This is a genomic window from Salinisphaera dokdonensis CL-ES53, from assembly GCF_040361215.1.
Classification (GTDB): Bacteria; Pseudomonadota; Gammaproteobacteria; order Nevskiales; family Salinisphaeraceae; genus Salinisphaera; species Salinisphaera dokdonensis.
Window position 1 is genome coordinate 28521 of sequence record NZ_APND01000003.1, and the last position, 26982, is coordinate 55502.

At 64.2% G+C, this 26982-nt stretch carries 22 protein-coding genes, 1 tRNA gene and 1 pseudogene; 17 read left to right on the forward strand and 7 right to left on the reverse strand.

Annotated features, from left to right (window positions below; all coding sequences use genetic code 11):
* The first annotated feature begins 29 nt into the window (after positions 1 to 29).
* From SADO_RS09710 to SADO_RS09750, 9 genes and pseudogenes are all read left to right on the forward strand, one after another.
* Entirely contained in the window at positions 30 to 1175 is a 1146-nt protein-coding gene (locus SADO_RS09710) for a D-alanyl-D-alanine carboxypeptidase family protein (protein ID WP_353111007.1), read from the forward strand.
* A 72-nt stretch (positions 1176 to 1247) separates the two neighbouring features.
* A complete protein-coding gene (locus tag SADO_RS09715; RefSeq protein ID WP_353111008.1) occupies positions 1248 to 2093 on the forward strand; it encodes an aminotransferase class IV in 846 nt (281 codons plus the stop codon).
* Positions 2086 to 2355 (forward strand): YbeD family protein, encoded by a 270-nt coding sequence (locus SADO_RS09720; protein WP_353111009.1) that lies wholly within the window; start codon positions 2086 to 2088, stop codon positions 2353 to 2355. The genes SADO_RS09715 and SADO_RS09720 overlap by 8 nt, the downstream gene beginning before the upstream one ends.
* Before the next feature lie 3 nt (positions 2356 to 2358).
* The gene (gene lipB / locus SADO_RS09725) at positions 2359 to 3015 is read left to right on the forward strand and encodes a lipoyl(octanoyl) transferase LipB (protein ID WP_353111010.1); all 657 of its coding nucleotides are present in this window, start codon (positions 2359 to 2361) and stop codon (positions 3013 to 3015) included.
* A 34-nt stretch (positions 3016 to 3049) separates the two neighbouring features.
* Positions 3050 to 3895: an ABC transporter ATP-binding protein gene (locus tag SADO_RS09730; RefSeq protein WP_353111011.1), complete on the forward strand. Its 846-nt coding sequence runs from the start codon at positions 3050 to 3052 to the stop codon at positions 3893 to 3895.
* Complete coding sequence (gene mlaE, locus SADO_RS09735) at positions 3892 to 4677, forward strand: lipid asymmetry maintenance ABC transporter permease subunit MlaE (protein WP_353111012.1); 786 nt, start codon at positions 3892 to 3894, stop codon at positions 4675 to 4677. Before SADO_RS09730 ends, mlaE begins: the two co-directional genes overlap by 4 nt.
* Before the next feature lie 19 nt (positions 4678 to 4696).
* Positions 4697 to 5146: pseudogene (mlaD, locus tag SADO_RS09740) on the forward strand (outer membrane lipid asymmetry maintenance protein MlaD); the annotation flags it as partial.
* A 152-nt stretch (positions 5147 to 5298) separates the two neighbouring features.
* On the forward strand, positions 5299 to 5916 hold the full coding sequence (locus SADO_RS09745; RefSeq protein WP_353111013.1) for an MlaC/ttg2D family ABC transporter substrate-binding protein: 618 nt from the start codon (positions 5299 to 5301) through the stop codon (positions 5914 to 5916).
* Between the two features lie 38 nt (positions 5917 to 5954).
* Positions 5955 to 6254 (forward strand): STAS domain-containing protein, encoded by a 300-nt coding sequence (locus SADO_RS09750; RefSeq protein WP_353111014.1) that lies wholly within the window; start codon positions 5955 to 5957, stop codon positions 6252 to 6254.
* Positions 6255 to 6351: 97 nt separating this feature from the next.
* Here the strand turns inward: SADO_RS09750 and SADO_RS09755 are convergent, their stop codons facing one another.
* Positions 6352 to 8334 (reverse strand): acetoacetate--CoA ligase, encoded by a 1983-nt coding sequence (locus SADO_RS09755; RefSeq protein WP_353111015.1) that lies wholly within the window; start codon positions 8332 to 8334, stop codon positions 6352 to 6354.
* A gap of 348 nt (positions 8335 to 8682) precedes the next feature.
* Here SADO_RS09755 and SADO_RS09760 point away from each other — a divergent pair, with 348 nt between their 5' ends.
* A complete protein-coding gene (locus SADO_RS09760; protein ID WP_353111016.1) occupies positions 8683 to 10245 on the forward strand; it encodes a class I adenylate-forming enzyme family protein in 1563 nt (520 codons plus the stop codon).
* Positions 10246 to 10304: 59 nt separating this feature from the next.
* Here the strand turns inward: SADO_RS09760 and purL are convergent, their stop codons facing one another.
* The 4 genes from purL to SADO_RS09780 all read right to left on the reverse strand — a co-directional run bounded on the left by purL (position 10305) and on the right by SADO_RS09780 (position 15493).
* Positions 10305 to 14228 carry a phosphoribosylformylglycinamidine synthase gene (gene purL / locus SADO_RS09765; RefSeq protein ID WP_353111017.1) on the reverse strand — a complete coding sequence of 1308 codons (3924 nt, stop codon included), beginning with the start codon at positions 14226 to 14228 and terminating at the stop codon, positions 10305 to 10307.
* Positions 14204 to 14992, reverse strand: a complete 789-nt coding sequence (locus SADO_RS09770) for an MBL fold metallo-hydrolase (protein WP_353111018.1) — start codon at positions 14990 to 14992, stop codon at positions 14204 to 14206. The genes purL and SADO_RS09770 overlap by 25 nt, the downstream gene beginning before the upstream one ends.
* Before the next feature lie 21 nt (positions 14993 to 15013).
* Positions 15014 to 15370: a DUF1820 family protein gene (locus SADO_RS09775; RefSeq protein ID WP_353111019.1), complete on the reverse strand. Its 357-nt coding sequence runs from the start codon at positions 15368 to 15370 to the stop codon at positions 15014 to 15016.
* 32 nt (positions 15371 to 15402) lie between these two features.
* Positions 15403 to 15493, reverse strand: a tRNA-Ser gene (locus SADO_RS09780).
* A gap of 181 nt (positions 15494 to 15674) precedes the next feature.
* Between SADO_RS09780 and mltF the strand changes: the two genes are divergently transcribed.
* On the forward strand, positions 15675 to 17141 hold the full coding sequence (gene mltF, locus SADO_RS09785; protein WP_353111020.1) for a membrane-bound lytic murein transglycosylase MltF: 1467 nt from the start codon (positions 15675 to 15677) through the stop codon (positions 17139 to 17141).
* 119 nt (positions 17142 to 17260) lie between these two features.
* Here mltF and SADO_RS09790 read toward each other — a convergent pair whose 3' ends face one another.
* A complete protein-coding gene (locus SADO_RS09790; RefSeq protein ID WP_353111021.1) occupies positions 17261 to 19348 on the reverse strand; it encodes a TonB-dependent receptor in 2088 nt (695 codons plus the stop codon).
* 379 nt (positions 19349 to 19727) lie between these two features.
* On the opposite strand from SADO_RS09790, the gene SADO_RS09795 reads away from it, so the two are divergent.
* From SADO_RS09795 to SADO_RS09815, 5 genes are read left to right on the forward strand one after another with little or no spacing between them, the layout of a single operon-like run.
* Entirely contained in the window at positions 19728 to 20642 is a 915-nt protein-coding gene (locus tag SADO_RS09795) for an ABC transporter substrate-binding protein (RefSeq protein WP_434547907.1), read from the forward strand.
* Positions 20639 to 21631: a FecCD family ABC transporter permease gene (locus SADO_RS09800; protein ID WP_353111023.1), complete on the forward strand. Its 993-nt coding sequence runs from the start codon at positions 20639 to 20641 to the stop codon at positions 21629 to 21631. The genes SADO_RS09795 and SADO_RS09800 overlap by 4 nt, the downstream gene beginning before the upstream one ends.
* On the forward strand, positions 21624 to 22652 hold the full coding sequence (locus SADO_RS09805) for a FecCD family ABC transporter permease (protein ID WP_353111024.1): 1029 nt from the start codon (positions 21624 to 21626) through the stop codon (positions 22650 to 22652). The genes SADO_RS09800 and SADO_RS09805 overlap by 8 nt, the downstream gene beginning before the upstream one ends.
* Before the next feature lie 3 nt (positions 22653 to 22655).
* Positions 22656 to 23447 (forward strand): ABC transporter ATP-binding protein, encoded by a 792-nt coding sequence (locus tag SADO_RS09810; protein ID WP_353111025.1) that lies wholly within the window; start codon positions 22656 to 22658, stop codon positions 23445 to 23447.
* Entirely contained in the window at positions 23444 to 24250 is an 807-nt protein-coding gene (locus tag SADO_RS09815) for an IucA/IucC family C-terminal-domain containing protein (protein WP_353111026.1), read from the forward strand. The genes SADO_RS09810 and SADO_RS09815 overlap by 4 nt, the downstream gene beginning before the upstream one ends.
* A gap of 98 nt (positions 24251 to 24348) precedes the next feature.
* Here the strand turns inward: SADO_RS09815 and SADO_RS09820 are convergent, their stop codons facing one another.
* Entirely contained in the window at positions 24349 to 24978 is a 630-nt protein-coding gene (locus SADO_RS09820; protein ID WP_353111027.1) for a phosphoadenosine phosphosulfate reductase domain-containing protein, read from the reverse strand.
* 243 nt (positions 24979 to 25221) lie between these two features.
* Between SADO_RS09820 and ettA the strand changes: the two genes are divergently transcribed.
* The gene (ettA, locus tag SADO_RS09825) at positions 25222 to 26883 is read left to right on the forward strand and encodes an energy-dependent translational throttle protein EttA (RefSeq protein ID WP_353111028.1); all 1662 of its coding nucleotides are present in this window, start codon (positions 25222 to 25224) and stop codon (positions 26881 to 26883) included.
* Positions 26884 to 26982: the final 99 nt, after the last annotated feature.

Consider the following 26982-nt stretch of genomic DNA (forward strand, 5'->3'; position numbering starts at 1 on the left):
CAATTTGTCCCGTCAAAGAGCCGAAGTCGATGATCCACGCTAAACGCCTGCTTTATATCGCATTCCTTCTCGTGGTTAGTGCGAGCGCGTTCGCGAAGCCGCTGCCAATTCCCGAGCCGCCGAGTCTTGATGCGCGCAGCTATATCCTGATGGATTTCGACTCCGGACAGATTCTTGCCGCCAAGAATCCGGAAAAGCGGGTCGAGCCCGCCAGCATCACCAAGCTGATGACGACCTATATCGTTTTCGACGAGCTGTCCAAGGGCAATATCTCGCCGGACGACAAGGTCACGATCAGCGAAAAAGCCTGGCGCATGGGCGGCTCGAAGATGTTCATCGAGGTCGGCACGCAAGTGTCGGTCGACGACCTGCTGCACGGCATGGTTACGGCCTCGGGCAACGACGCGACCGTCGCGCTCGCCGAGTATGTCGCCGGCACCGAATCCACGTTTGCCGACTACATGAACCAGTACGGGCGCGAGATCGGCCTGGAAGACAGCCATTTCGTGGATGCCAGCGGCTGGCCGCATGAAAATCACTACATGTCGGCCCACGACATTGCCCGCCTGCTGTCGGCCGTCATTCGTGATTTCCCCGATCTGTACGCGCAGTACTTCAACGAAAAGAAGTTCACCTACAACGGCATCGAGCAGTACAACCGCAACTCGCTGCTCTGGTCCGACGAAAGCGTGGACGGCGGCAAGACCGGGCATACCGAATCGGCCGGTTACTGCCTGTCGGCCTCGGCGAAGCGCGACGGCATGCGCACCGTCGCGGTGGTCACCGGCACCGTGTCGAACAATGCGCGCAAGTCGCAGACTCAGGCCCTGCTGAACTACGGCTTCCGTTTCTTCGAGACTGGCCGCCTGTTCGACGAGGGCAAGGAAATCTCCGAAGTCCGTGTCTGGAAGGGTGACGACACCATGCTGCCGGTCGTCGCCAAGGGCGCGGTCGATGTGTCCTTCCCGCGCGGACAGCGCGATACGCTGACGACCAGCGCCGAGCTACCCTCGCAGCTGCTCGCGCCGATCAAGAAAGGCGAGCGCCTGGGCACGCTGGAGGTCAAGTACGACAGCGAAGTGCTGGCGCAGGTGCCGCTCTATGCCGGCAAGGATATCGAGCGCGGCGGCATTTTCCGCCAGCTCACCGACGAAGTCATGATGATGTTCGAATGATCGCGCGCGGCCACGGCCGATAGCGGCCGTGGCCCGTGATCCGACCCTGGAATCCACGACCGCGAGCGCCCTATGTCCACCGCCTTTCTCAACGGCGAGTTCCTCGCCCTCGAAGACGCCAAGGTTTCCGTACTCGATCGCGGCTTCCTGTTCTCGGACAGCGTCTACGAAGTCATCCCTTACTACGACGGCCGCGGCTTCGGCCTGGACGCCCATCTGCAAAGGCTGGCCCGAAGCCTGGACATGCTAGGCATCGCCCACCCCTGCGACATGGACGGCTGGCGGCGTATTCTCGCCGAACTCGTCGAGGCGAATGGCGGCGGCGACCTCGCGGTTTACCTGCAGATCACCCGCGGCGTGCCCGAGCGACGCGATCATCGTATTACGCACGATCTCACGCCCACGGTGGTCGCCTTTTGCCAGGATCGTCCGCCCCACGACCCGGCTGCGCTCACCGACGGCATCGCCGCTGTCACCCAGGAAGACACGCGCTGGCACTACTGCACGATCAAGTCGACGTCGCTGCTGGCCAACGTGCTGGCCGCTGACGCCGCCCGTGCCCAGGGCGCGAACGAGGCCATCATGGTGCGCGACGGCGCCGTGCTCGAGGGCACGTCGTCGAACGTGTTCGCGGTGATCGATGGTCAGCTGGTCACGCCGGCGCTACGCGACACCATCCTGCCGGGCATCACCCGCGGCGTGGTGCTCGATCTGGCCGCCCGTGACGGCGTCGATCATGCCGAGCCCGAGACGCTTACGCTCGACGCTCTGCGCGGCGCGAGCGAGATCTGGGTCACCTCCTCGATCCGCGAGATCTTTCCGGTCACGCGGCTGGACGGTGCGCCGGTGGGCGACGGCAAGCCCGGCCCGGTCTGGACGCAGATGCAGGAACGGTTGCAAGCTATGACCGATGAGTGATGAACGCGAAACCCTGCTCGAATTCCCCTGCCGCTTTCCAATCAAGGCTTTCGGCAAGGATGAAGATGATTTTCAGGAGCGGGTCTACAAGCTGATCAAGGCGCATGTGCCGGAACTGGAACGCTCGGATCTGTCCATGCGCAACAGCAGTGGCGGGAAATACGCGGCCGTGACCGCCGACATCATGGCCCAGAGCCAGGACCAGCTCGATGCGATCTATAACGATCTCACCGACAGCGGCACCGTCCTGATGTCGCTGTAGCGCATGCCGCGGCCCACCATCGATATACGCCGTTTCGGCTGGCAGCCGCAACCGTATCGCCCCATCTGGCAGGCCATGCAGGACTTCGCCGACACGCGCGATGCGGACACGCCGGACGCATTCTGGCTGCTCAACCACGAACCGGTGTTCACCCAGGGCAAGAACGGCCGTGCCGAGCATATCCTCGCGCCCGGCGACATTCCGGTCGTACCGATCGACCGCGGCGGCCAGATCACCTATCACGGGCCCGGCCAGATCATGGCCTACGTGATGGTCGATCTGCGCCGGCTGGGCATCGGCATCCGCAGCCTCGTAAGCGCGCTGGAGGACGCCATGGTCGGCACCCTCGCCGGTTACGGCATCGAGGCCTATGCCAAACCGGACGCCCCGGGCGTGTATGTAGACGAAGCCAAGATCGGCTCCATCGGCCTGCGTGTACGGCGCGGCACCAGCTATCACGGCCTGGCGCTGAACGTGGACATGGACCTGGAGCCCTTCCAGCGTATTGATCCCTGCGGCTATCACGGCCTGGCGATGACCCAGGTAGCCAATCTCGGCGGCCCGCGCTCGCTGGATACGGTCGCCGATGATCTGAGCACGCATCTGTGTCGTACATTGAAGGTCGATGCCATGCACCACATGAGTGCCACCCCCATCTGATAGGCTTGCGCGCAAGTTAAGTGCGTAATCTTGAATGACTCCGGATCCCGAAACCTTGAACCAGCGCCCGCAAGCGCCCGACAACCTCGTCGAGGTTCGCGGCGTGCATTTCACCCTCGGCGAACGCGTGATCTACAAGGCTGTGGATCTCGATATCGCGCGTGGAAGAATCACCGCGATCATGGGCCCCAGCGGCACCGGCAAGACCACCCTGCTGCGCCTGATCAGCGGCCAGTGGCGCCCCGGCAAGGGCACGGTGCATTTCGACGGCGCACATGTCGCCAAGCTGTCGCAGAACGACCTGTTCGAGCAGCGCAAGCGCATGGGCATGCTGTTCCAGTCCGGCGCGCTGCTTACCGACCTATCGGTATTCGATAACGTCGCCTTTCCGTTGCGAGAGCACACCAAGCTGCCCGAGCCGCTGATCCGCGATATCGTGCTGATGAAGCTCGAGGCCGTGGGGCTGCGCGGCGCGCGTGCGCTCTACCCGGCACAGCTGTCGGGCGGCATGGCGCGGCGCGTGGCGCTGGCGCGGGCAATCGCGCTCGATCCGGAAATGATCATGTACGACGAGCCCTTCGCCGGCCAGGATCCGATTTCCATGGGCGTACTGTTGCGGCTCATCCGCCGGCTGAACGATGTGCTCGGCCTGACCTCCATCGTCGTATCGCACGATGTGAAGGAAACGCTGGGCATTGCCGATTACGTGTATGTGATCTCGGACGGCGAAGTGATCGACCACGGCACGCCGGAACAGATTCGCGATTCCTCTTCCAAATGGGTGCAGCAGTTCATCCATGCCGAAGCCGACGGCCCGGTGCCCTTCCATTACCAGGGCGCGCCCTATGCCGACGACCTGCTCAACGGGAGCCGCCGATGACCACACTGCAGCGCGGCTTCAACAGCGCCACCGGCTGGATGGCGGACCTTGGCCGCGGCGCCATGTTCCTGCTGCGTATCATCATGAGCCTGCCGGGCCTCGTCCTGAAGCCGCGCCTGCTCATCGAACAGATCTATTCCGTCGGCGTGCTGTCGCTGGTGATCGTGGTCGTAGCCGGTGTATTCGTCGGCATGGTGCTCGCTTTGTCCGGCTATCGGCTGCTCGTGGGCTTCGGCGCTGAAGAAGCGTTGGGTACGTCGGTGGCACTTGTCGTGGTCCGTGAACTCGGCCCCGTGGTCACCGGGCTGCTGTTCGCCGGCCGTGCCGGCAGCGCGCTCGCCGCCGAGATCGGCCTGATGAAGGCCACCGACCAGCTCTCCGGCATGGAGATGATGGCGGTGGACCCGGTCAAGCGCATCGTCGCGCCGCGTTTTCTCGCCGGCGTGATCGCCCTGCCGCTACTGACGTCCATCTTCTGCGTGATGGCGATTGGTGCGGGTGGCGGCTATTTCGTCGGCGTCGACATGCTCGGCGTGGATGCCGGCTCCTACTGGTCCGGCATTCAGTCCAACGTCGATTTCGGCGAAGACATCATCAACATCTTCCTCAAGAGCGGCGTGTTCGGCGCGATCATCACCTGGGTCGCGGTGTATCAGGGCTACCACGCGCCGCCCACGTCCGAAGGCGTGTCGCGCGCGACGACCAATACTGTCGTGATCGCCTCGCTCGCCATCCTGGGCGCCAATCTCATGCTGACTGCCGTGCTGTTCGGCAGTCACTAGACGTAGGTCATCGAAGTTTATGCAATCAAGAGCGGTAGAACTGCTGGTCGGATTCTTCGTCTGTCTCGGCATCGCAGCGATCTTCATCCTCACGATGCGGGTGAGCAATCTTGCCGATACCAGCGATGTGCAGGGTTATACGGTGGTCGCGGCATTCGACAATATCGGCGGCCTCAAGGTCGGCGCCCCGGTGAACATGGCCGGGGTACGCATCGGCCGCGTCGCGGATATCACGCTCAACCAGGAAACCTTCCGGGCCGAAGCCAGCCTGCGGGTCAGTGATCAGTACAAACTGCCCAAGGATTCGGACGCCGCGGTACTCACGTCCGGCCTGCTTGGCGAGCAGTATGTCGGCATCGGGCCCGGCGGTTCGCTCAAGGACATGCAGGACGGCGACGAATTCATCATCACGCAGAGCGCGGTCGTGCTCGAAAACCTCATCGGCCAGTTCATGACCAGCATGGGCGCCGGCGGCGGCCCTGGCGGTGATTCGGGGGGCAATTCCGGCGGTGGCTCGGGTAGCGGCGGACTGCCGGCACCGGCCGACCTGTAGTTCAGGATCAATTCATCGCTGCAGCTCGATACTGCAGACCAGTGAACCCCATCACGCGAGGACATTCGATGTTACGCATCAAGCGCACCCTGCTTAAGACCTTTGCCGTTGCCCTGCTCGCCCCGACGCTGGCGATCGCCGCGCCGACGCCGCCTGACCAGCTCGCCCGCGAGACCGTGCAGACGGTACTCAGCGAAATGGATGGCCGCCGCGACGAGCTGCGGAAGAATCCCCAAGAGCTCTACGCCCTGATCAATAGCGAGCTCGTGCCGCTCATGGACCTGCCGTACATGTCGCAGCTGGTGCTGGGTCGCGCTTGGCGCACGGCAAGCCCGGAACAGCGTGAGCGCTTCCAGGTTGCCTTCAAGAACATGCTCATCCGTACCTACGGCAACGGCCTGCTCAGCTTCGACGGCAGCCAGGACATCGAATACCAGCCGGTGCGTGCGGCGGAAGGCGCCGAAGATGTCACCTTCCGTGCGATCGTGACCACCGACGATGGCCAGAAGACGCCGGTGACCTTCCAGATGCATGTCGTCGACGACGAATGGAAGATCTACGACGGCAGCGTCGGCAATCTCTCGTTCGTGACCAACTATCGCGGCCAGTTCAACTCGCAGATCCGCAATGGCGGTCTCGAGAAGCTGATCGAGCGCATGGAATCCCGTTACAACAACGGCAGCTAGCGCGCGCCCTGCCGTAACCAGTCATGAACGAGCCAAAGATGAGCACCAACGGCCCCCACCAGGAACAGGTCCGGCTATCCGGCGAACTGGACGCCGACACCGTTCCGCGGCGCCTGCGCGAGTCCGAGGACTGGTTCGAGCAAGGCGAGGAAACCGTGATCGACCTATCCGGGGTTGGGCGCGTGGACAGCGCCGGGGTGGCGCTGCTGCTGGAATGGGTGCGCGACGCGCATGCCAACCAGGCCACGCTCAGCTTCATCAATGCGCCGGCCCAGATGCGGGCGATCATCGACTTCTGTGCGCTCAACGATGTGATCCGCCTGCGCGCTACCGGCTGAGAGCGGCTTTTGTACGGGCTGAAATAAAAGGGGCGATGCTTTCCGGCATCGCCCCTTTTTTCTTGACCCGGCTTCCTGCCCGGTGTCCCTCAATCCCTCAAGCGGGCGACGCAGAAATCTCCAGCGCCTCGATTGCGCGGATCTCATCCAGCGACTCGGGGTTGGCGATCGCCTCGGTGTTGTTGATCGGCATGCCGCGCAGCATCCGTGCGACCGCCATTTCAACCTTCTTTCCGCTACGCGTATAGGGCAACGCCGAGACCGGCACGATGACCGCCGGCACGTGGCGCGGGCTGGCCTGCTCGCGCAGGCGCTTGCGGATATCGGCCGCCAGCGCTTCGTCGCAGGTATAGCCGTCGTTGAGCACCACCAACATCACGATCCGGCTGTCGTCGCCATAGGGCTGCGCCGCGACCAGCGTATCGGCGATTGCGTCCATCGGTTCGACCTGGCGATAGATCTCGGCCGTGCCGATACGAATACCGCCCACATTGAGCGTGGCATCGCTGCGCCCGTAGATTACCGCGCCGCCGTGCTTCGTGAACATCACGAAATCGCCGTGCGCCCAGACACCTTCAAAGCTGGAGAAATAGGCTTCGTGATAGCGACTGCCGTCCTCGTCGTTCCAGAAACCGACCGGCATCGACGGCAACGGTCGAGTGCAGACCAGTTCGCCACATTCGTCGATCACCGGCTGGCCGTCATCGTTGAACGCTTGGGCGGCCACGCCCAGTAGCCGGCACTGGATTTCGCCACGTCGGACCGGCAGCAGCGGACAGCAACCGACAAACGAAGACACGATATCGGTGCCGCCCGAAATCGAGCCGAGCAGCAGATCGCCCTTGACCTCGGCATAGACCCAGTCGAAATCCGCGGGCAGCAGCGGCGAACCGGTCGACATCAGCGTACGCAGCTTGCCGAGATCGAAATCCTTGCCCGGCGTGATTCCCGCATTGCGACAGGCGGCAAGCCATTTGGCGCTGGTGCCGAAATGGGTGATGCCCTCGCGTTCGGCCACACGCCAGAGCGTGCTCATGTCCGGATGACCCGGGTTGCCGTCATAGACGATCAGCGTCGTTCCGGTCACCAGGCCGGACACGAGCCAGTTCCACATCATCCAGCCGCAGGTGGTGAAGTAGAAGAACACGTCGTCGCGATGAATATCCCCGTGCAGCATCAGCTCCTTGCTGTGCTGGAGCAGCGCGCCGCCGGCACCGTGCACGATGCATTTGGGCACGCCGGTGGTGCCCGAGGAAAACAGGATATAAACCGGCTGGTCGAACGGCAGCGGCGTAAACGACGGCGCTGCCCCGGCGCCGTTCGCGAGCGCGCTCTCCCAGGTCACGAAATACGGATATCCCTCGACATCGGGCGCTTCGCCGGCGTTGCCGATCAGGACGACCCGCTCGATCGACGGGATCTGCTGGCGAATCGCCTCGGCGTGTTCGATGCGTGCGAAATCCTTTCCGCCGTAGCGATAGCCATCGACCGAGACCAGCACCTTCGGCTCGATCTGGGCGAAGCGATCGACAATCCCGGCCACGCCGAAATCCGGCGAGGCCGAAGACCAGATCGCGCCCAGGCTGGCGCAGGCCAACATGGCAACGATCGGCTCATGCGTGTTCGCGACAACGCCGGCCACACGGTCGCCGGCGACCACGCCCACCGAGGTCAGATAGGCCTCGAACGCGCCGACCTGATCGATCAGCTGGCCGTAGCTCAAGCGTACGTCATCGCGCGATTCACTCAGCCCGACTACGGCCGTACGATCGGGGTCGCCGTACAGGCCTTCACGCAGCAGATTCTCCGCGAAATTCAGCCGCGCGCCGGGACACCAGCGGCCCGGCATGGTGTCGGAGGCCAGCATCCGCTCGGGCGGCGTATGCGCAATGACGCCGGTGTAGTCCCAGATACTCGACCAGAACGCCTCGAGGTCTTCGGTCGACCAGCGATGCAACGCATCGTAGTCAGGCAACGCCGGATAACCATTGGCCGGCAACCATTCCATGTAGTCGTGCATCCGGGTGCGCGCCATGGTGGCCTCGTCGGCCTGGTAGAGAATCGCGTTGTCTTCGCTCATCGCGAACGGCCCTTTTTCTGTCGTGTTTACAAGCGCCTCAGCTTACACCGACACAGGTTCCATACGTTTGCGCCTGCTCGCGGGGTTATTTGCGCATGGATATTCGCGGCACCCTTCCAGAGCCACCACCGCTGATTATCCGTCCGGCATGAGCAACGTAATGCCGCCACATAATGGGTCTTTGCTCTTGGGATGAAACGCCGTTCCATACAAATTGCAGCCATAGGATGACCATGCAAGACTCGACGACCCGCGATCCGGCCGCGCTTCTACGCGTACATATCGTCGGACACCCATAACAAGACAGACCTGTCGCGACCGCAGGCTGACCGCGAACGAAGGAGACCCATGCCAGAATCCCTGTCCACGCCCGATGTCGTACCCACGTTCGGCACCCTGCCGGGCCGGGTACGAGAGCACGCGCAGCAGCGCCCCGATCACGTCGCGCTTATCGATGACACGCGCACGATCACCTATCGCGAACTCGATCAGCGCGTGGACCGGGGCGTGGCGGCGCTACAGCGAGACGGTATGCGACCCGACGACGTCGTCGCGCTCTGCGCCGCGAACTCCATCGACTATGTGGTGGTCATGCTCGCCGCACTGCGTGCCGGCGGCACGTTCGCGCCGCTGGCGCCGTCGAGCACGGCGGCCGCGCTCGGGCTGATGCTGGACAACTGCGGGGCACGCTTTCTGTTTGTCGACGCGGTTGGCCGCGGCGCGGTCGAAGCAGCCGGCGAGCGACCTGAGCTGATCGGGATCAGCATCAACGGCGACGACGCTTACCCGCCGTTCAAAGACTGGCTGACGAGCGACGACAGCGCGCCCACGCCAGTCGAGCCGAATCCGGACACCATCTTCAACATCATCTACTCCTCCGGCACCACGGGCGCGCCCAAGGGCATCGTGCATACCAATGCCCTGCGCTGGCCGCAGATCGCCGGCAGCACCGTGTCGCTCTACGACGGCGACTGCGTCACGCTCGTCTCGACGCCGCTGTATTCCAACACCACGCTGGTGAGCTTCATGCCCGCGCTGGCGGCCGGCAGCACGCTGGTGCTGATGCCGAAATTCGATGCCGGGCAGTTCCTGGCCTTGGCAGAAAAACACCGTGTCACCCACGCCATGCTCGTGCCGGTGCAATACCGGCGTCTGCTCGATCACCCCGATTTCGATCGCACCGATCTGTCCAGCTTTCAGATGAAATGCTGCACCAGTTCGCCGTTTGGCGCCGATGTAAAAGCCGAGGTTCTGGATCGCTGGCCGGGCGGCCTGCTCGAGTTCTACGGCATGACCGAAGGCGGCGGCAGCTGCATGCTCGCCGCCCACGAACATCTCGACAAACTGCATACCGTCGGCCAGCCCATGCCAGGCCACGAACTGCGGGTCATTGATGAACAAGGCCAGGAGATTGATCGTCAAAGCACCGGCGAGATCGTCGGCCATTCCGGCTTCATCATGCGCGGCTATCACGGCGATGCCGAGCGCACGCGTGCGACCGAATGGTACGAGCCGGAGACCGGCGCCCGCTTCATCCGGACCGGCGATATCGGCTATTTCGACGCCGACGGCTTCCTGTCGATCGTCGGGCGCGCCAAGGAGACCATCATCTCCGGCGGTTTCAATATCTTTCCGAGCGACATCGAAGCGATACTACGGGAACACGAGTCGCTGGCGGACGTGGCGGTATTCGGTGTCGCCAGCGAGCGCTGGGGCGAAACGCCGGTGGCCTTCGTCACGCTGGCCGCAGGCGCAACGGCGACTGCCGAAGAAATCCAGATCTGGGCGAACGAACGGCTGGGCAAGTTTCAGCGGCTGACCGATACGCGGGTGGTTGACGCGATACCGCGCAATGCGATCGGCAAGGTATCGCGCAACGACTTGCGCAACATCTACGGTGCGAGCGCGTAAACACGATCTCGCCTCACCGGCCCGGAACACTCATCCGGGCCGGCTACAACGCCGTATTCCTAGCCGACGAAACGACGTGCGTTGGAGAACAGCCGCGCCCAAGGGCTCATCTCGCCCCAACCGCGCGGCGCCCACGACAGATTCACGCTGCGCGTGACGCGTTCCGGATGCGGCATGGTGATCAGCACGCGGCCGTCGGCGTTGCACAACCCGGTCACGCCATCGGGCGAGCCATTGGGGTTGGCCGGGTAATGCGCTGCCGGCGCGCCGTGGTTGTCGATATAGCGCATGCCGACCTGGCCGTTGGCAGTAAGCATGTCCAGATCGTTCGGCGCACCGAACTGCGCCCGCCCTTCACCATGGGCGACCGCGATCGGCACCCGGCTGCCGGCCATGCCGTCGAGCAACACGGCCTTGGATTCAGCAATCTCGACCGCGCTGGTACGGCCCTCGAACTGACGCGAGGCGTTGGCCACGAAGGTCGGCCAGTTGTCAGTGCCGGGGATTATCTCGGCGAGCGCGGCCAGCATCTGGCAGCCGTTGCAGACACCGAGCGCAAAAGTCTCGTCGCGGCTGAAGAAATCGGCAAACACGCGGCGCGTGCCGTCGTTGAGCAGGATGGACTTCGCCCAGCCCTGCCCGGCGCCGAGCACGTCGCCATAGGAGAAGCCGCCACAGGCTGCCAGGCCCTGCATGTCGGTGAGATCGCGGCCTGCCGCAATCTCGCTCATGTGCACGTCGACCGCCTCGAAGCCCGCTCGGCTGAACGCCCAGGCCATCTCGTTGTGGCCGTTGACGCCCTGCTCGCGCAGGATCGCGATACGCGGGCGCGTTGTATTTACGAAGGGTGCGGCGACGTCGTCGGCGATATCGAAGGTGGGCGCGGCCGGCAAGCCCGGATCCGCATCGTCGAGCATCGCGTCGTATTCCTGCGCCGCACACTTCGGCTCGTCGCGCAGCGTCTGCATCGCATGGCTGGTCGCGGCCCAAGTTCTTTGCAGGCCGGCGCGCGATGCTTCGAACAACGTCGTTCCGCCGTGCGCGATCGTGAGCTGCTGATCCGCCACCACGTCGCCGATCGTATGCGCGGTAAGACCAGCGGCGCGCAGTTCACCGACGACGACAGAAGCGTCGTCGCGTCCGACCTGGAGCACCGCGCCGAGTTCTTCATTGAAGAGCGCGGCGAGCGCATCGTCGCCCAGATCGTCGAGCGTGATGTTCGCGCCCACGCGGCCGGCAAAGACCATCTCGGCGACACAGGCCAGCAGGCCGCCGTCGCTACGATCGTGATAAGCCTTGATGCGATTCTCGCCGGCCAGGCGCTGGATCACGGCGAAGAACTGGCGCAGCTGCTTTGGCTGATCCAGATCGGGCGCGCCCTTGCCTGATTGATGGCCCAGCGCGCCGAAGGCCTGTGCGAACGCGGAACCGCCAAGACGGTTCTTGCCGTTGCCCAGATCCGCGAGGACAAGCGCGGTCGGCGCCTCGTCCGGCGCGCTCAGCTGCGGCGTAAGCGTCGCACGCGCGCCGCTGACTGGCGCGAAGGCCGAGACGATCAACGACAACGGCGCGCTCATGCGGCGCTCGTCGCCGTTGTCGTCAGTCCAGACGCTGCGCATGGACAGCGAATCCTTGCCGACCGGAATCGCCAGGCCGAGTTCGCTGCACAGCTGTTCGCCGACGGCCTGCACCGTGTCGTAGAGCCGCGCGTCCTCTCCCGGCTCGCCGCAGGCGGCCATCCAGTTGGCGGATAGGCGGATATCGGTGAGCTGGTCGATACGCGCTGCAGCAATATTGGTTACGGCCTCTGCGACCGCCATACGCCCGGAGGCGGCGGCATCGAGCAGCGCCAGCGGCGCGCGCTCGCCCATGGCCATGGCTTCGCCGGTATCGCCGGTATAGCCCGTCGTGGTGACCGCGACATCGGCGACCGGCACCTGCCAGGGGCCGACCATCTGGTCGCGCGCGGTCATGCCGCCGACGCTGCGATCGCCGATGGTGATCAAAAACGATTTGCTGGCGACGCTGGGTACGCGCAGCACCCGGTTGACCGCCTCGGCCATTTCCATCCCGGCATGATCCCAGCGCGGCAGATCGACCTGCTGATGCTCCACTTCGCGCTGCATCTGTGGCGTACGCCCGAGCAGCACACCCATGGGCATATCGACCGGATAGCGAACGTCGTCGCTATCGGCTTCCGCGTCCTCGACCTGCAACAAAGGCTCGGCCGTCGCGCGCCCGACCACCGCATAGGGGCAACGCTCACGCGCGCACAGCGCTTCGAACGCGCCGAGTTCGTCGGCCGCGATCGCGAGCACATAGCGCTCCTGCGATTCGTTGCACCAGATCTCCATCGGCGACAGGCTCACATCCGCCGCATCGACGTCGCGCAGGCGCACGCGGCCGCCACGATCGTCGGCATCGATGATCTCGGGCAGCGCGTTGGACAGCCCGCCCGCACCCACGTCGTGGATCGAAGCGATCGGATTGCCCGATCCGAGCGCGATACAGCCCTCGACGACTTCCTGACAGCGGCGCTCCATCTCGGGATTGGCACGCTGCACGGAGGCAAAATCCAGCTCGGCCGAGGACGTGCCGCTGGCCATCGACGAGGCTGCGCCGCCGCCGAGACCGATGAGCATGGCCGGCCCGCCGAGCACGATCAGCGCCGCATCGACCGGCACCGCATGTTTTTCCACGTCGTCCGGCCGCACATTGCCCATGCCGCCGGCGATCATGATCGGCTTGTGATAGCCGCGCAGGCCGGTGGCCTCGGATTCGTACTGAAAGCTGCGGAAATAGCCACCCAGCGCCGGGCGGCCGAATTCGTTGTTGTAGCGTGCCGCGCCGATCGGGCCTTCGAGCATGATATCGAGCGGCGTGGCGACCTGCGGCGGGCGACTGTCGTCGACTTCCCAGGGCTGCACGTCGTTCGGCAGGCGCAGATCGGAGACCGAGAAGCCCGCCAGCGCGGCCTTGGGCTTGCCGCCGCGACCGGTCGCGGCCTCGTCGCGGATCTCACCGCCGGCACCTGTCGCCGCACCCGGGTTGGGCGCGATCGCGGTCGGGTGGTTGTGCGTCTCCACCTTCATCAATATATGCACGGGTTCTTCGTGCAGGCGATAGACGCGGTCTGCATCCACCAGCTGGCGCGTGGCGTTGTGGCCCTCGATCACGGCCGCGTTGTCGCGATAGGCCGAAAGCACACCCTCGGGGCGCGCCCGGTGCGAGTCGCGGATCATGTCGAACAGCGACTTGGCGCGCGTTTCGCCGTCGATCGTGAATTCGGCGTTGAATATCTTGTGCCGGCAGTGCTCGGAGTTGATCTGGCCGAACATCATCAGCTCGACGTCGGTCGGATCGCGATCGAGCGCGCGATACTGTTCGGCGAGGTATTCGATCTCCTCGTCCGCCAGCGCCAGGCCCCAGTCGCGATTGGCGTTCTGGAGTGCGGCGACGCCCTCTTTCGCCAGCGGCACGCGGCGCAGTCCGCGCCGGGCGAGCGTGTCGAACAGGCGCGGCAGACGTTCGGCATTGGGCAGCAACGACTGGGTCATCGGGTCGTGCAGGACGCCGCTTTGTGCCAGTTCTTCAAAGTCGGGCGTGCTGCCGAATGAGAACACCACGCCGCGCTCGAGACGCATCAGGCCGACCAGCCCGCTGTTGTGGGCAATGTCCTCGGCCTTGGTCGACCACGGCGAAACGGTGCCCAGCCGCGGAATCGCGATCACGCCTTCCGGCACGTCGTCGTCCTCGGTCACGCCGAGCACCGCGCGCAGGCGGCGGGCCGTGTCTGCATCGGGCGCTTCGGCGAAAGCCGCCACGAACACTTCGCGCGCGACGAGGCTGGCGACGTCGATACCCGCGCCCGCCAGACCGCCACGCAGGCGTTCCAGTTCGAATTCCGCCAGCGCCGGCTTGCCGACGATGATATTCACGGCAGCGATGGAAGATTCGCCTACCGGTTGACCAGACTGCGCCACGACAGACCCTCGCGTTGATTGGCGACATGCACCCAGTCGGCCGTGGTCGACAGCGCTTCTGCGAGCGCGGCCTGGGCCAGTTCCGGGCGGTTGTTGCTTTCACTGATATGGGCCACGACCAACTGCTGCAGGCTCGTGGCATCGATTTGGGTGAGCAGCTCGGCCGCCTGCTGATTGCTCAGATGGCCGAGCTTGCCGGCGACGCGGCGCTTGAGCGATGCCGGATACGGGCCCGTGGCCAGCATCTCGGGATCGTGATTGGACTCGAGAACCAGCGCATCGCAGGCGTCGATCATCTCGCGTACATGCGGCGTCGCATAGCCGATGTCCGACAAGATGCCGAGCCGTTTGTCGCCATTACCCACGACCAGCTGCGCGGGTTCGCGCGCGTCGTGTGGCACGGGATACGGGAACAGCTCCAGATCGCCGATGGCGAACGGCTCGTGCGGCGAATACAGCTCGGTAGCGGCGAGCGCGTCGGCGGCCTTAGCGGCCTGGGTGCCGGGCGTGAGCCACACGGGCACGTCGTGACGACGTGAAAACCGCGAGACGCCGCGCCAATGGTCGTCGTGTTCGTGGGTGATGACCAGCGCGTCGATATCGGCCGGCACGAGCTCGAGCCGCGCGAGGCGCTTTTCCATCTCTTTCGCGGAAAAACCGCAGTCGATCAGCAGGCGCGTATCGGCGTATTCGACCACCAGCGCGTTGCCCTTGCTGCCGCTGCCCAGCAGCGCGAAACGCATGGACCCGGCTTTGTCGCTCATGTCCGCCGGCTCATGCGCGGCTCACGAGCCGCCGCCTTGACCGCCAGGCCCCTGGCGCGTGTAAACCGGAAACGGCCGCACCTTGCTGTCGCCGTCGGCGGGCGTGATCTTCGCGGTGCCGCGGCGCGTGACCTCGTCGATACGAATCACTGAATGCATCGGGATATAAGAGCGCTCGACATCAGCGAATTCGCTGGCGAGCTTCTCTTCGGCCGGGTCGATCACCACCGAGGAGCGTTCGCCGAAGACGAGCTTCTCGATCTCGATGAACCCGAACAGCGCGCCCTGCGAGACCGAGCGCGCGAACACCTCGTAGACTTCACCCTGGTTGAAGAAAGCCACGCGGTACAGACGCTCGGGGGATTTACCTGTGGCCATGGCAGGGGTTCGCGAAAGGCGGCAGGAAAAAATGGCGGAGAGGGTGGGATTCGAACCCACGTGGGGCTTGCGCCCCCAACCGATTTCGAGTCGGTGCCGTTATGACCGCTTCGGTACCTCTCCTAAAACTCGTTCAGCCTACCGGCGCTTTTGCGGCGCTACGCTCGCCGGTGGCCCGTCAAGAAGTCGCGTATGTTAAATGATAACGCCGGCTTTCCCAACACTCGTGTGCAAGATAGCCTGACGCCATGACCACTGCCCTGCCCCAGCGCCGCCCGCGACGCTGTCCATGCCACGCTGCGCCATGACCGGAGTACGCGAACTGCTGCGCTGCCTGCAGCTAGTCACAATCGCCGCGCTTGCGCTCGCGCTGGGCACTTGCGTGTCGCGCCCCGGCCTGCTCGAACAGATCGACACGCTGGGCACGCTGCGCGTGGCCACGGTGAATTCCGTGAGCACCTACTATCTGGATGCCGACGGGCCGACCGGTTTCGAATACGACCTGATCCGCGATTTTGCGCAAAAACTGGGCCTGCGCTTCGAGATGATCGTGCTGCCCGACCAGCAGGCGGTGCTCGATGCGATCGCCAGCGGCCATGCCCATATCGGCGTCGGCGTGGCCGTGAGCGAGCGTCGCCGCGGGCGCGTGCGTTTCACCCCGCCCTACGACGAGGCCGACCTCGAAGTCGTCTATCGCGTCTACAAGAACAAGCCCCAGACCCTGGCGGATCTTTCCGGTGATCTGGTGCTGCCGGCGAACACCGCAGTCGCGGACTGGCTGCGTGCCAATCGACCCGACGTGGCCTTCACGGTCGATCCGCAGGCCAATACCGAGGAACTGATGGACCGCGTCGCCTCGGGCGATCTCGCCGCCACCATTGCCAATGCCGACATCGTGGCGATGAACCAGCGCTACTACCCGAAGCTGCGCGTGGCGTTCGATCTGGAAGACGTGCATCAGAAGACCGCCTGGGCAATGGCGGGTAACGGCGATGGCGGGGTGGACGACACGCTCTACAACGAAGCGATCGCCTATCTGGAGGAAACCAAGGCCAACGGCCGCCTGCATATTCTGCGCGACCGCTACTTCGGCCATGTAAAACGTCTGGGCTTTGTGGGCGGCCATGAGTTCGCGCGCCAGGTCGACAACCGGCTGCATCTCTGGGAAGGCTACTTCCGCCGCGCGGCCGACGATTACGATCTGGACTGGCGCCTTTTGGCCGCGATCGGCTACCAGGAATCCCACTGGGACAAGAACGCGGTCAGCCCGACCACGGTGCGCGGCATCATGATGCTCACCCGCGCGGCCGCATCCGACATGAACGTCACCAACCGGCGCGATCCGGCGCAGAGCATCGACGGCGGCGCGCGTTACTTCATCCGCATGCTCAAGCGCATGCCCGAGGAGATCGACCAGCCCGACCGCACCTGGTTTGCGCTGGCTGCCTACAACGTCGGTTACGGCCATGTGATGGACGCGCGCCGCCTGCTCGAAGCGCAGGGGCGCGATCCCAATCTATGGGTGAACCTGCGCGATGCGCTGCCCTGGCTGACCCAGGAACGCTATATCGCCCAGACCCGCTACGGCTATGCACGCGGTCACGAGGCCGCCGCCTACGTGGGCAACATCCGCGCCTATTTCGACATTCTCACCTGGATGACGAACAACCGCACTACACAGGAACCGCCGGCGCTGGCCGAAGAGGAATCCGAAGGCGGCACCGAGGTCGCCGAGAGTCCGTCGATCTCCATCGATTCGCCGGCGTTCTAGACCACTCCATCGTTCGAACCACGCAGAACGTGGTCAGCCCATCGCTGAAGCGCCCGGCCAAAAACCGTCGGCCGGGCGTGACGAACGAGACCGCGCCCGAAGGCGCGGATTCGTCAAGCCTAGAAATCCACCTGATAGCCAAGCTTGAGCGTGCGGCCGCGGCCCTTGAAGTAATACTCGTCGCTGATGCGTGCCGACTGCGAGTAGTAGGTGAAATAGTCCTTGTCGAAGACGTTGTCGATGCCGAACTGGGCACGCCCCACCGGTAACGCGTGGCTGAGCGACGCGTTGACCAGCGTGAAGCCGTCGAAATCGAGTTGCGGATCCTCGGTCTCGCGATCGATGTAATGCACCGCCTGGATATAGGACGAGAAATCCGGGCTCCAGGTCGCACCCCAGGACGCCGTCACCGTATCGGGCGCGATATTGATGCCGGTCAGCTTGGTATCGACCCGGCCATTGCCGTTGGTGTCGGATCGGCCTTCGGCTTGCGCATAGGACAGATCGAATCGATGACGCTCGCCGACCTCGGCGCGGCCGGTCACTTCCAGACCATGGATCTCGGTCTTCTCGCGACTGCCGACAAACCTGCCGTCGCGCTCGGTCAGCCGCTGACCCAGATCCGAGTCGGACTGGTAGTAGCTCACTTCCAGCCCATAGCGCCCCCAGTCCAGGCGCGTGCCGACCTCACGGGTATCGGTCACGATCGGCGTGAGTTCCAGCAGGTCGTCCACATCCTGGCCAGGTGTGCTGATGCCACGCAGCACGCGCCCGACATCGGGCATGCCGAAGCCCTCGGAATAGCTGGCATAGAGCTGGCCCCAGGCGGTGGCCTGGTAGGTAAGCCCCGCGTTGTAGAGCGTTTCGGAGAACGACGGCTCGCCGCCACCGACATCCACGGCGTCGTCGGTCACGTTGCTGCGGTCGATGGTCGCGTAGTCATCGACCTTGAGCTTTGCATTCTCGCGGCGCACGCCACCGGTAACGGTAAGCGCTTCGGTCAGGTGCAGGTCGGTCTGCAGAAAGCCAGCATAGCTGCGAAAACGGGTTTCGGGCACATAGGTTCGCCCGGTATGCACGAGCACCTGCTGTGTCTCGTCCTGCAACAGGTCGACGCCGGTGGCGATGTCGACCAGCCCGTCGAACATGCCCTGACGATTGAACGTGAACTGCGAGCCGATCTTGTCGGATTCGTTGCGGGTCTGGTCGAAGGCCGGCTGCCCGTCCTCGGTGTAAGGGAAGAAAGGCGTGGTATCGAACTGGGCACGGAAACGCTGGGTATAGATCTGCGCATCCAGTTCGTTGCCGTGCCAATCGGCGTGTGAATAGGAAATTCGTGCGGTGGTGATGTTGTTGTAGCCGGGATCGCCGATCGGGTCGCCCTTCTCGGCGCCGGTCTCGACGCCGTTGGCCCGGTCGCCGACGACCGGCACGTAGTCGCCATTGCCTTCGAGGTCGAAGTGATTGAGCGACAACTGGATTTCCTGGTTATCGTCGATCCAGTAGCCGAGCTTTCCCAGCAGGTCGTAGCTGGTCGAGTTCTGTATTTCGCCGGGATAGGCGACGCCCACGGCTTCGTCGTTGCCATCATAGAAAACGCCGCGCTCCTGCCAGCTCGCGGCCACGAGGTAGTCCCACTTGCCCTTGGCACCGCTCACCCGGTAGTCCGCCTTGTAGCCGAGGCCGTCGGACTGGCCGTCGTCGTCGGTGGTGAGGCTGATACCGGCGTGCTGACTCAGCGTGCCTCCTTCCGGCCGCCGCGTGACGAAGTTGATGATGCCGCCGGTCGCGCCCAGGCCATGTTCGGCGCTTGCGCCATAGATGACCTCGATCCGCTCGACCATGCTCAGATCGACCGTATAGCTGTCCCGGGAGCTGTCACGCAGCGGATTGGTCTGCGGCACGCCGTCGACGAGATACTGCGGGTCGCGCCCTCGTAGGGTTTCGCCCGCGTTGGATAGCTTCTGGCGGCTGGGCGAATAGGACGGAATCAGATTGGCCAGTACCTGGCCGGGGTCGCTGGTACTCGCCAGCTGCTGCTCGATCTGCTGGCGCTGGATCACCGTCACGCGGCGCGGCGATTTGTCCTTCTCCGTCTTGTTGCGTGTGGCACTCACGGTAATCGGGCCCAGATCGGCCTCGGTTAGCGGCTCCAGCGAGTCCTGTGCCTGCGCGGCAAACGCGATGGACGTGGATGATATAGCCATGGCGATAGCCGTAGCGGTCCCGTGAACGCCGACCCGCGGCGTATTCCCCCTGAATTGCAAAACTGCCCCCTTCGAAAGATCTCAGAACGATAATCGGCACCGACCGTAAATGATATTCATTCGCATTCATAGTTTGTATTGTGGGCCATGGTTTTCTGCGCAGGCCGTTTTGTGGGCCGTACCCGCGCGGCGCTCGACGACAGGGCCCCCAGTCGATCGGGCCACATTGAAGATAACAATGATTCTCATTACAGTGCCCGATCGATATCCGCGCCCATCGGGGCACCGTCTTGACCGCGTCTAGAGGTCGCTCTTGCCGATCCTGAAGCCGACCGCTCGCGCGCTGGCGACCTGCCCAGTCACGGCCCTTGCCGACCACGTGCCCGAAGCGACAAAGCTCGCCTCGCCCGCACGGCGACGGCTTTTGCTCGGTCTGGCTGCCAGTCTGCTGTCGCCCGCCTGGGCGGGCGCCGCACATCAGCCGCGCGTCGTCACGCTGTTTCAGGGCGCCACCGATACCGCCGTCGCGCTCGGGGTCACACCGGTCGGCATCGTCGAGTCCTGGCAGGACAAACCGGTCTACCCCTATCTGCGCCCAGACCTGGCCGGCGTGCCGCTTCTCGGCCTCGAAACCCAGCCCAGCCTCGAACACATCGTGCAGCTCGAACCCGACATCATCGTCGCTTCACGTTTCCGGCACGCGCGTATCGAGCCGCTGCTGGCAAGGATCGGGCGCGTCGTCATGCTCGAAGATATCTATCGGTTTAGAGAAACACTGTCGGTGATGGCACAAGTGCTGGGCCGCGAGGCGCAGGCCGAGGCATGGCTTGCCCGTCTGGACGCGCGCATACGAAATCTGGGGACACGGCTACAAAAGCATTTCGATGACCGCTGGCCGCTCACCGTATCGCTACTGGATATTCGCGCGAACGAGGTGCGCAGCTATCTACCGCCCAGCTTCGGCGGCTCGATCCTGGCAGCGCTCGGTTTTCGCTGGAATGCCGCCAGCCGGCGTGCATCCGGCGTGTCGCTCAAGCTGAGCGGCGTCGAAAGCCTGCCCACGGTGGATGCGGATGTCTTCTTCGTGATGCTGCATAGCCGTAGCGCTGCGGTGGCGGCGCACTATAGACGCTTACAGGCTCATCCCCTGTGGCAACGCATGGCCGCACCGACGCAGAATCGGGTCTGGCCGGTCGAGGCGGTGCCCTGGGTGCTGTCCGGCGGGGTACTCGGCGTCATGCACATGCTCGACGATGTCGAGCACTGGCTGGCCCATGAATCAGGCCGCGCATGAGCACGCGTATGCGACTGCTGATGCTGGCTGCCCTGCTGTTGCTCTGCGCGGCCACGAGCCTGATGGCCGGCGCGCACTGGTTGAGCCCTGTCGATATCTGGCATGCGGTCTGGATGCCGTCGGCCACGAACGTCGAGGATCTGCTGATTCGTACGACTCGCATATCCCGCACCGTGCTCGCGATAACGGTGGGCGCCAGCCTTGCGGTCGCCGGCGGTATCCTGCAGACGCTGACCCACAATCCGCTCGCGTCGCCGGGGATTCTGGGTATCAACGCCGGCGCGTTGTTTGTCGTGGTGCTGATCGCGACGTTCGGCGGCTTCGGTATCAGCTGGAGCCCCTACGCCGGCGCTTTCCTTGGCGCGGCCGTCGCGGCGGCTATCGTGTGGTGGCTGGCGATGCACCGGGCCACGTCCGCATCACCGCTGCGCCTGATCCTGGCCGGCGCGGCGTTGGCCGCACTGTTCAGCGCCTTCACGCAGGCGCTTCTGGTAATCGATCAACAGGGACTGGATGCGGCGCTGTTCTGGCTGGCGGGTTCGGTATCCGGTCGGCCACTCGACACCGCCTGGCCGCTTGTGGTCATCGCGGCGATCGGTCTATTGCTGAGTGCACCGTTGTTGCGCGATCTGAACGTGCTGTCAGCCGGCGATACCGTTGCCGCCTCTGTGGGCGTGCGTCTTCGCCGACTGCAAGCCCTTGCCATCGGCGCGATCGTGCTGCTCGCCGGTGCCTCCGTGGCCTTGGCCGGCAACATCGTGTTCATCGGGCTGATCGTGCCGCATATCGCGCGCCGCTTGCTGGCGGCCGATCTCCGCGTCTGGCTGCCAGGGGCTGCGCTGCTCGGCGCGATCCTCACGCTCGGCGCGGATATTGCCGCCCGCCTGCTCATCCAGCCGGGAGAAATACCGATCGGCGTCATGACTGCCCTGATCGGCGCCCCGCTTTTCATCATTCTCGTGCGCCGGCAGCGTAATGCCCATGTCTGACACACGCGCCATCCGTTTCGGCAGCTGGTCGCGCCAGTTTGCCGGCACGCCGTGGCGACGTGCGCTGGCGGTGTTCGTGCTGGCCGGCCTGGTCGGAATTATGGGTTTGGTGATCGGAGCGGTAAAACTCTCGCCGCTGGCATTGCTGGACGCAATGGCACACCCGGACAGCCAGGCCGGCCTGATCGCGCTGCAACTGCGCCTGCCCCGCTTGTTGCTGGCCCTGCTCTGTGGCGGCACGCTGGCGGTATCCGGCTGGATATTCCAGCAGGTGATGCGCAACGCGCTCGCCTCGCCGGATACGCTGGGCGTGACCAGCGGGGCCAGTGCGGCTGCGGTCGCTTATCTGTCCTATCTGGCCGCGGACTGGGGCACGACAGGACTACCGCTGGCCGCGATGGGCGGCGCGCTGGCGGTGATTGCGGTGGTCTACGCGCTGGCTTGGCGCTCCGGCACCACGCCGCTGCGGCTCATACTCATGGGCATTGGCATGGCTGCGCTGTGCAGCGCGATCACGACGTTCATCCTGGTTTCCAGTCCACTGACCACCACGCTTTCCGCCTATGTCTGGCTGACCGGCAGCGTGTACGGCGCGAACTGGGTCGAGGTGCGGCAACTGGCGCTGTGGTGCGCAGGCCTGGCCGTTTTGCTGGTGCCGTTGGTCCGGTTCGCATTACTGGCGCCGCTCGATGATGCGCTGGCTGTCGGCCTCGGCGTCCGGGTTCAGCGTACCCGCGCCCTGCTGACACTCGTCGCTACCCTGCTCGCCGGCGTGGCGATTGCCTGGGGCGGTGCGATGGCTTTCGTCGGTCTCGTCGCGCCGCATATAGCCCGGCAGGTGACGCGAGCACCCGGCGTGGCACAACTGCTGACCAGTGCCGCGCTGGGCGCCACGATTGTGATGCTCGCCGATCTGGTGGGACGAACACTGTTCCTGCCGCTGGATCTGCCGGCCGGAATTTTCGTGGCCGCCATCGGCACACCGTTCTTCCTCGCCCTGCTTCTGAGAGAGGCCCGCTAAGCCGTGACCCGTCTTTCCGCACAAGGCATCACCGCCGGCTATCAGCGCGCCGCGATCCTGCGCGATCTGACACTGGCGCTGCCCGAAGGCCAGCTATCGGTACTGATCGGCAGCAACGGCTGCGGCAAGAGCACGCTGCTGAAGACGCTTGCGCGGTTGCTCCAGCCCTGGTCCGGCGAGGTCTGTCTCGATGGCGCCGATATCCATCGCCTACCGACCAAGGCCGTGGCGACAACGCTCTCGCTGCTGCCGCAACAGCCGATTGCGCCCGAAGGGCTGACGGTACGCCAGCTCGTCGCGCTCGGACGTCACCCGCATCAGAGCTGGTTGTCGCAATGGTCCGAGCGCGACGAGGCCTGTGTGGAAGAAGCCCTGGCGCGTACCGATCTGGAGACGCTGGCCAGCCGGTCGGTGGATGCGCTGTCGGGCGGCCAGCGCCAACGGGCGTGGATTGCCATGGCCGTGGCGCAGGATACCCCGCTGATGCTGCTCGACGAGCCGACCTCCTTCCTCGACCTGACCCATCAGCTGGAAGTCCTCGACCTGCTTAAAGCCTTGAATCGCGATGCCGGCAAGACGATCGTCCTGGTCCTGCACGATCTGAATCTGGCCTGCCGGTATGCCGATCACGTCGTTGCCCTGAAGGAGGGACAGATTCACGCCCAGGGCACGCCCGAAGAGGTCGTGACCGCAACCCACGTCCGCGAGATATTCGATCTGGAATGTCGGGTCATTGCCGACCCGTTCTTTGGCGTGCCGCTATGTATCCCGTTTGGCCGGGCAGCGACCGAATGAGTGCGGTACCAGAAGCCCTCAGCGCCGGAGAGTGGCAATACCTGACCGGGCCGTTGCGGCTGACAAGCGCCGCCCGCGCAGGTCGTCATACCATGACCTTCGCCGCGTTCACCGACCTCGATCGCTGTCGCAACGCGCTCGACCAACTGGGCCCGGTGATCGGCTCATCCTCGCGACGGGTGACGGCATCTTTGCTGTCCAAGCGTCTGGCGTTTCTGGCCACGGGCGCCTGCCTGTATGCGCTGTCGGCCTGCGACCGGGGAATCGATGTCTCACCGGATAATTGCCTGATCGATCTGGCGCACGACGGCAACCGCTGGACATCGCATCTCCCACTGCATGTGATCGACGCTAAAAACTGGCCCACCTCGAGGCGCGAGGCGGCCCGGGAGCACATCGTGGCGACATTGTTCGCCGGTCTGATCGCGCCGCTGTGGGACACATTGCATCAGGCAAGCGGCGTACCGATGCGCATGCTCTGGGAGAACACGGCGGTTCGCGTGTATTCACTGTACGAACGACGCTTGGCAGAGCTGACAGCCGCGGCCGCCGTCGCACGGCGCGACGACGATTGGCGCTTTCTACACGCGGCGCCATCAGCGCTATTCGGCTGGTCGGCGAATCCGATCGCCCGCTTCCATTCGCGGCCGCTCCCTATGGGCGACACTGACCCCGTCCGATTCCGGCGCACCTGCTGCCTGTATTACCAGGCCACCTCGCCGCCGAAATATTGCCGGACCTGCCCGCTGCTCAAACTCGCGCCGGCCCGGCGACCGGTCGCAAAACAACGCGACGCTGTCTGAACCACGACGCCGAAATCAACGGCCCGCCGCATACGGCAGGCATAAAAAAGCGCGGGGCCGAAGCCCCGCGCTTTTATCGATCCTCTTCTAACCTGTGATCAGGCGGTGAAGCGGTTATGCAGGCCGCATTCGCGGTTGCCCAGCACCTTGGTCGGATCGTAGTAATTGGTCTCGTTCGGCAGACCGTGCTTCTCGCGATAGGCCGCCATGTCGTCTGCGGTCCATGCCAGCACCGGGGCGACCTTGACCACCGCATCCGGCGAATCCTGGGTCACGATCTCCATGTTCTTGCGGAACTCGGTCTGATCGCGACGTACTGCAGTAAGCCAGACGTCCGGCGCCATGGCCTTCATCGCACGGCCGAACGGCTCGAGCTTGACCTGACGGGTGAACTCTTCGTGCTGCGGATCGTCCACGTCCGGGATGCCCATCAGCGCGTCGCGACGCGCGGCAGAGGCCAGCGGATTGAACACGTGCACGTTGAGGTTCAGGTCGTTGATCAGCTTTTCGGCGAACAGATAGGTCTTGCGCGTGGCGTAGCCGGAATCGATCCAGACCACGTCCATATCCGGCTGGACCTGGGTGGCCAGATGCAGGATCACGGCTTCATCGGGGCCGAAGTTGGTGGTCACGATGGTCTTGCCACCGAGGCCAGCCGCCCACTCGACGATTTCCTTGGGATGCTTGCCTTCGAGCTCGGCGTTGGCTTTTGCGACATCGACTTGCATGTGCTGTTCCTCGTTCCTTTGGCCGTGTACACGGCAAATGGCTTGAAATTGGGCCGTCGCGCGTGTGCGAATACGCCAGATGATAGGCGCGTTCTCGTTATTTTAAAGGCGCACTCTTAGATCGATCGGTCATAAGGTTATTTTGCGCGCCGCTGTAGCGGGCGTATTCCAAGGCTGCGGCATTCAGTCCACGCGGCAGTTGGCTTACACTGGCGCTCTTTTCACCACCAAGGCCGCGTAACCATGGCTCAATACATCTTCACGATGAATGGCGTCGGCAAGGTCGTGCCGCCGAAGAAGCACATCCTGCGCGATATCCATCTGTCGTTCTACCCGGGCGCCAAGATCGGCGTGCTCGGCTACAACGGCGCCGGCAAGTCCACGCTGCTGCGCATCATGGCGGGCATCGACAAGGAAATCGAAGGCGAAGCCCGTCCGATGCCCGGCATCAACATCGGCTATCTGCCCCAGGAGCCGCAGCTCGACGAATCCAAGGACGTGCGCGGCAACGTGATGGAAGGCCTGGGCGATATCGCCGAGAAACTGGCGCGCTTCAACGAAATCAGCGAAGCCTTTGCCGAGCCCGATGCGGACTTCGATGCCCTGCTTACCGAGCAGGCCGAACTGCAGGAAGCCATCGACGCCGCCGACGGCTGGGAGATCAACAACACGCTGGATCGCGCCGGCGAGGCGCTGAACCTGCCGCCGTGGGAAGCCGAGGTTTCCAAGCTGTCCGGCGGTGAGCGCCGTCGTGTGGCGCTATGCCGGCTGCTGCTGTCCAAGCCCGACATGCTGCTGCTCGACGAGCCCACCAACCATCTCGACGCCGAATCGGTCGCCTGGCTGGAGCGCTTCCTCAAGGACTTCCCCGGCACCGTCGTAGCGGTCACCCATGATCGCTACTTCCTGGACAACGTCGCCGGCTGGATCCTGGAGCTCGACCGCGGCCACGGCATCCCCTGGGAAGGCAACTACTCCTCCTGGCTGGAACAGAAGGACAAGCGCCTCGAGCGCGAACAGAAATCCGAGGATGCCCACCAGAAGGCCATCAAGGCCGAGCTGGAATGGGTGCGCAGCAATGCCAAGGGCCGCCAGTCCAAGTCCAAGGCGCGCCTGAAGCAGTTCGAGGAGCTGCAGTCCAAGGAATACCAGAAGCGTAGCGAGACCAACGAGATCTATATCCCGCCGGGTCCGCGTCTGGGCGATCTCGTGTTCGAGATGAACAACGTCACCAAGTCCTACGGTGATCGCACGCTCTACGAAGACGTGTCGCTGAAGGTCCCGCAGGGCGCGATCGTGGGCATCATCGGCCCCAACGGCGCCGGCAAGACCACGCTGTTCCGCATGCTCAACGGTGAGGAAGAGCCGGATTCCGGCGAGATCCGGGTCGGCGAGACGGTCGACCTGGCCTATGTGCGTCAGTCCCGCGAGGAACTGGATTCGTCCAAGACCGTGTGGGAGGAAGTGTCGAACGGTCAGGACATCCTGCAGATCGGCAACTACGAGATCCCGTCGCGCGCCTATATAGGCCGCTTCAACTTCAAGGGCGGCGATCAGCAGAAGCGCGTTTCGGAACTCTCCGGCGGTGAGCGCAACCGACTGCAGCTGGCCAAGCTGCTGCAGAAAGGCGGCAATACCCTGCTGCTCGACGAACCGACCAACGATCTGGACGTCGAGACCCTGCGCGCGCTCGAAGAAGCCCTGCTGGAGTTCCCCGGTGCCGCGCTGGTCATCTCGCATGACCGCTGGTTCCTCGACCGCATCACGACTCATATCCTCGCCTTCGAGGACGATGAGGTGGTATTCATCGAAGGTAACTACCAGGACTTCGAAGCCGATCGAAAACGCCGACTCGGCAATGCCGCCGAAGGCTCGTCCAAGGCCAAGCATCGCAAGCTGGCCTGATCGACTTCAGATGTAGAGAATCAAAGCCCTCGGTCTTGGATCGGGGGCTTTTTTGTTGCGGCGTAAGAAATCTTCAAGCCAGAGCGCACGCCGCGCCCA

Coding starts and splice junctions, on each gene's coding strand:
- SADO_RS09720 (WP_353111009.1), top strand. CDS start 2,086: ATGAGTGATGAACGCGAAACCCTGCTCGAATTCCCCTGCCGCTTTCCA.
- SADO_RS09800 (WP_353111023.1), top strand. CDS start 20,639: ATGAGCACGCGTATGCGACTGCTGATGCTGGCTGCCCTGCTGTTGCTC.
- SADO_RS09770 (WP_353111018.1), bottom strand. CDS start 14,992: ATGAGCGACAAAGCCGGGTCCATGCGTTTCGCGCTGCTGGGCAGCGGC.
- SADO_RS09760 (WP_353111016.1), top strand. CDS start 8,683: ATGCCAGAATCCCTGTCCACGCCCGATGTCGTACCCACGTTCGGCACC.
- mltF (WP_353111020.1), top strand. CDS start 15,675: ATGACCGGAGTACGCGAACTGCTGCGCTGCCTGCAGCTAGTCACAATC.
- SADO_RS09715 (WP_353111008.1), top strand. CDS start 1,248: ATGTCCACCGCCTTTCTCAACGGCGAGTTCCTCGCCCTCGAAGACGCC.
- SADO_RS09755 (WP_353111015.1), bottom strand. CDS start 8,334: ATGAGCGAAGACAACGCGATTCTCTACCAGGCCGACGAGGCCACCATG.
- SADO_RS09815 (WP_353111026.1), top strand. CDS start 23,444: ATGAGTGCGGTACCAGAAGCCCTCAGCGCCGGAGAGTGGCAATACCTG.
- SADO_RS09710 (WP_353111007.1), top strand. CDS start 30: ATGATCCACGCTAAACGCCTGCTTTATATCGCATTCCTTCTCGTGGTT.
- SADO_RS09745 (WP_353111013.1), top strand. CDS start 5,299: ATGTTACGCATCAAGCGCACCCTGCTTAAGACCTTTGCCGTTGCCCTG.
- SADO_RS09775 (WP_353111019.1), bottom strand. CDS start 15,370: ATGGCCACAGGTAAATCCCCCGAGCGTCTGTACCGCGTGGCTTTCTTC.
- SADO_RS09750 (WP_353111014.1), top strand. CDS start 5,955: ATGAGCACCAACGGCCCCCACCAGGAACAGGTCCGGCTATCCGGCGAA.
- SADO_RS09805 (WP_353111024.1), top strand. CDS start 21,624: ATGTCTGACACACGCGCCATCCGTTTCGGCAGCTGGTCGCGCCAGTTT.
- SADO_RS09790 (WP_353111021.1), bottom strand. CDS start 19,348: ATGGCTATATCATCCACGTCCATCGCGTTTGCCGCGCAGGCACAGGAC.
- lipB (WP_353111010.1), top strand. CDS start 2,359: ATGCCGCGGCCCACCATCGATATACGCCGTTTCGGCTGGCAGCCGCAA.
- SADO_RS09730 (WP_353111011.1), top strand. CDS start 3,050: ATGACTCCGGATCCCGAAACCTTGAACCAGCGCCCGCAAGCGCCCGAC.
- mlaE (WP_353111012.1), top strand. CDS start 3,892: ATGACCACACTGCAGCGCGGCTTCAACAGCGCCACCGGCTGGATGGCG.
- SADO_RS09820 (WP_353111027.1), bottom strand. CDS start 24,978: ATGCAAGTCGATGTCGCAAAAGCCAACGCCGAGCTCGAAGGCAAGCAT.
- ettA (WP_353111028.1), top strand. CDS start 25,222: ATGGCTCAATACATCTTCACGATGAATGGCGTCGGCAAGGTCGTGCCG.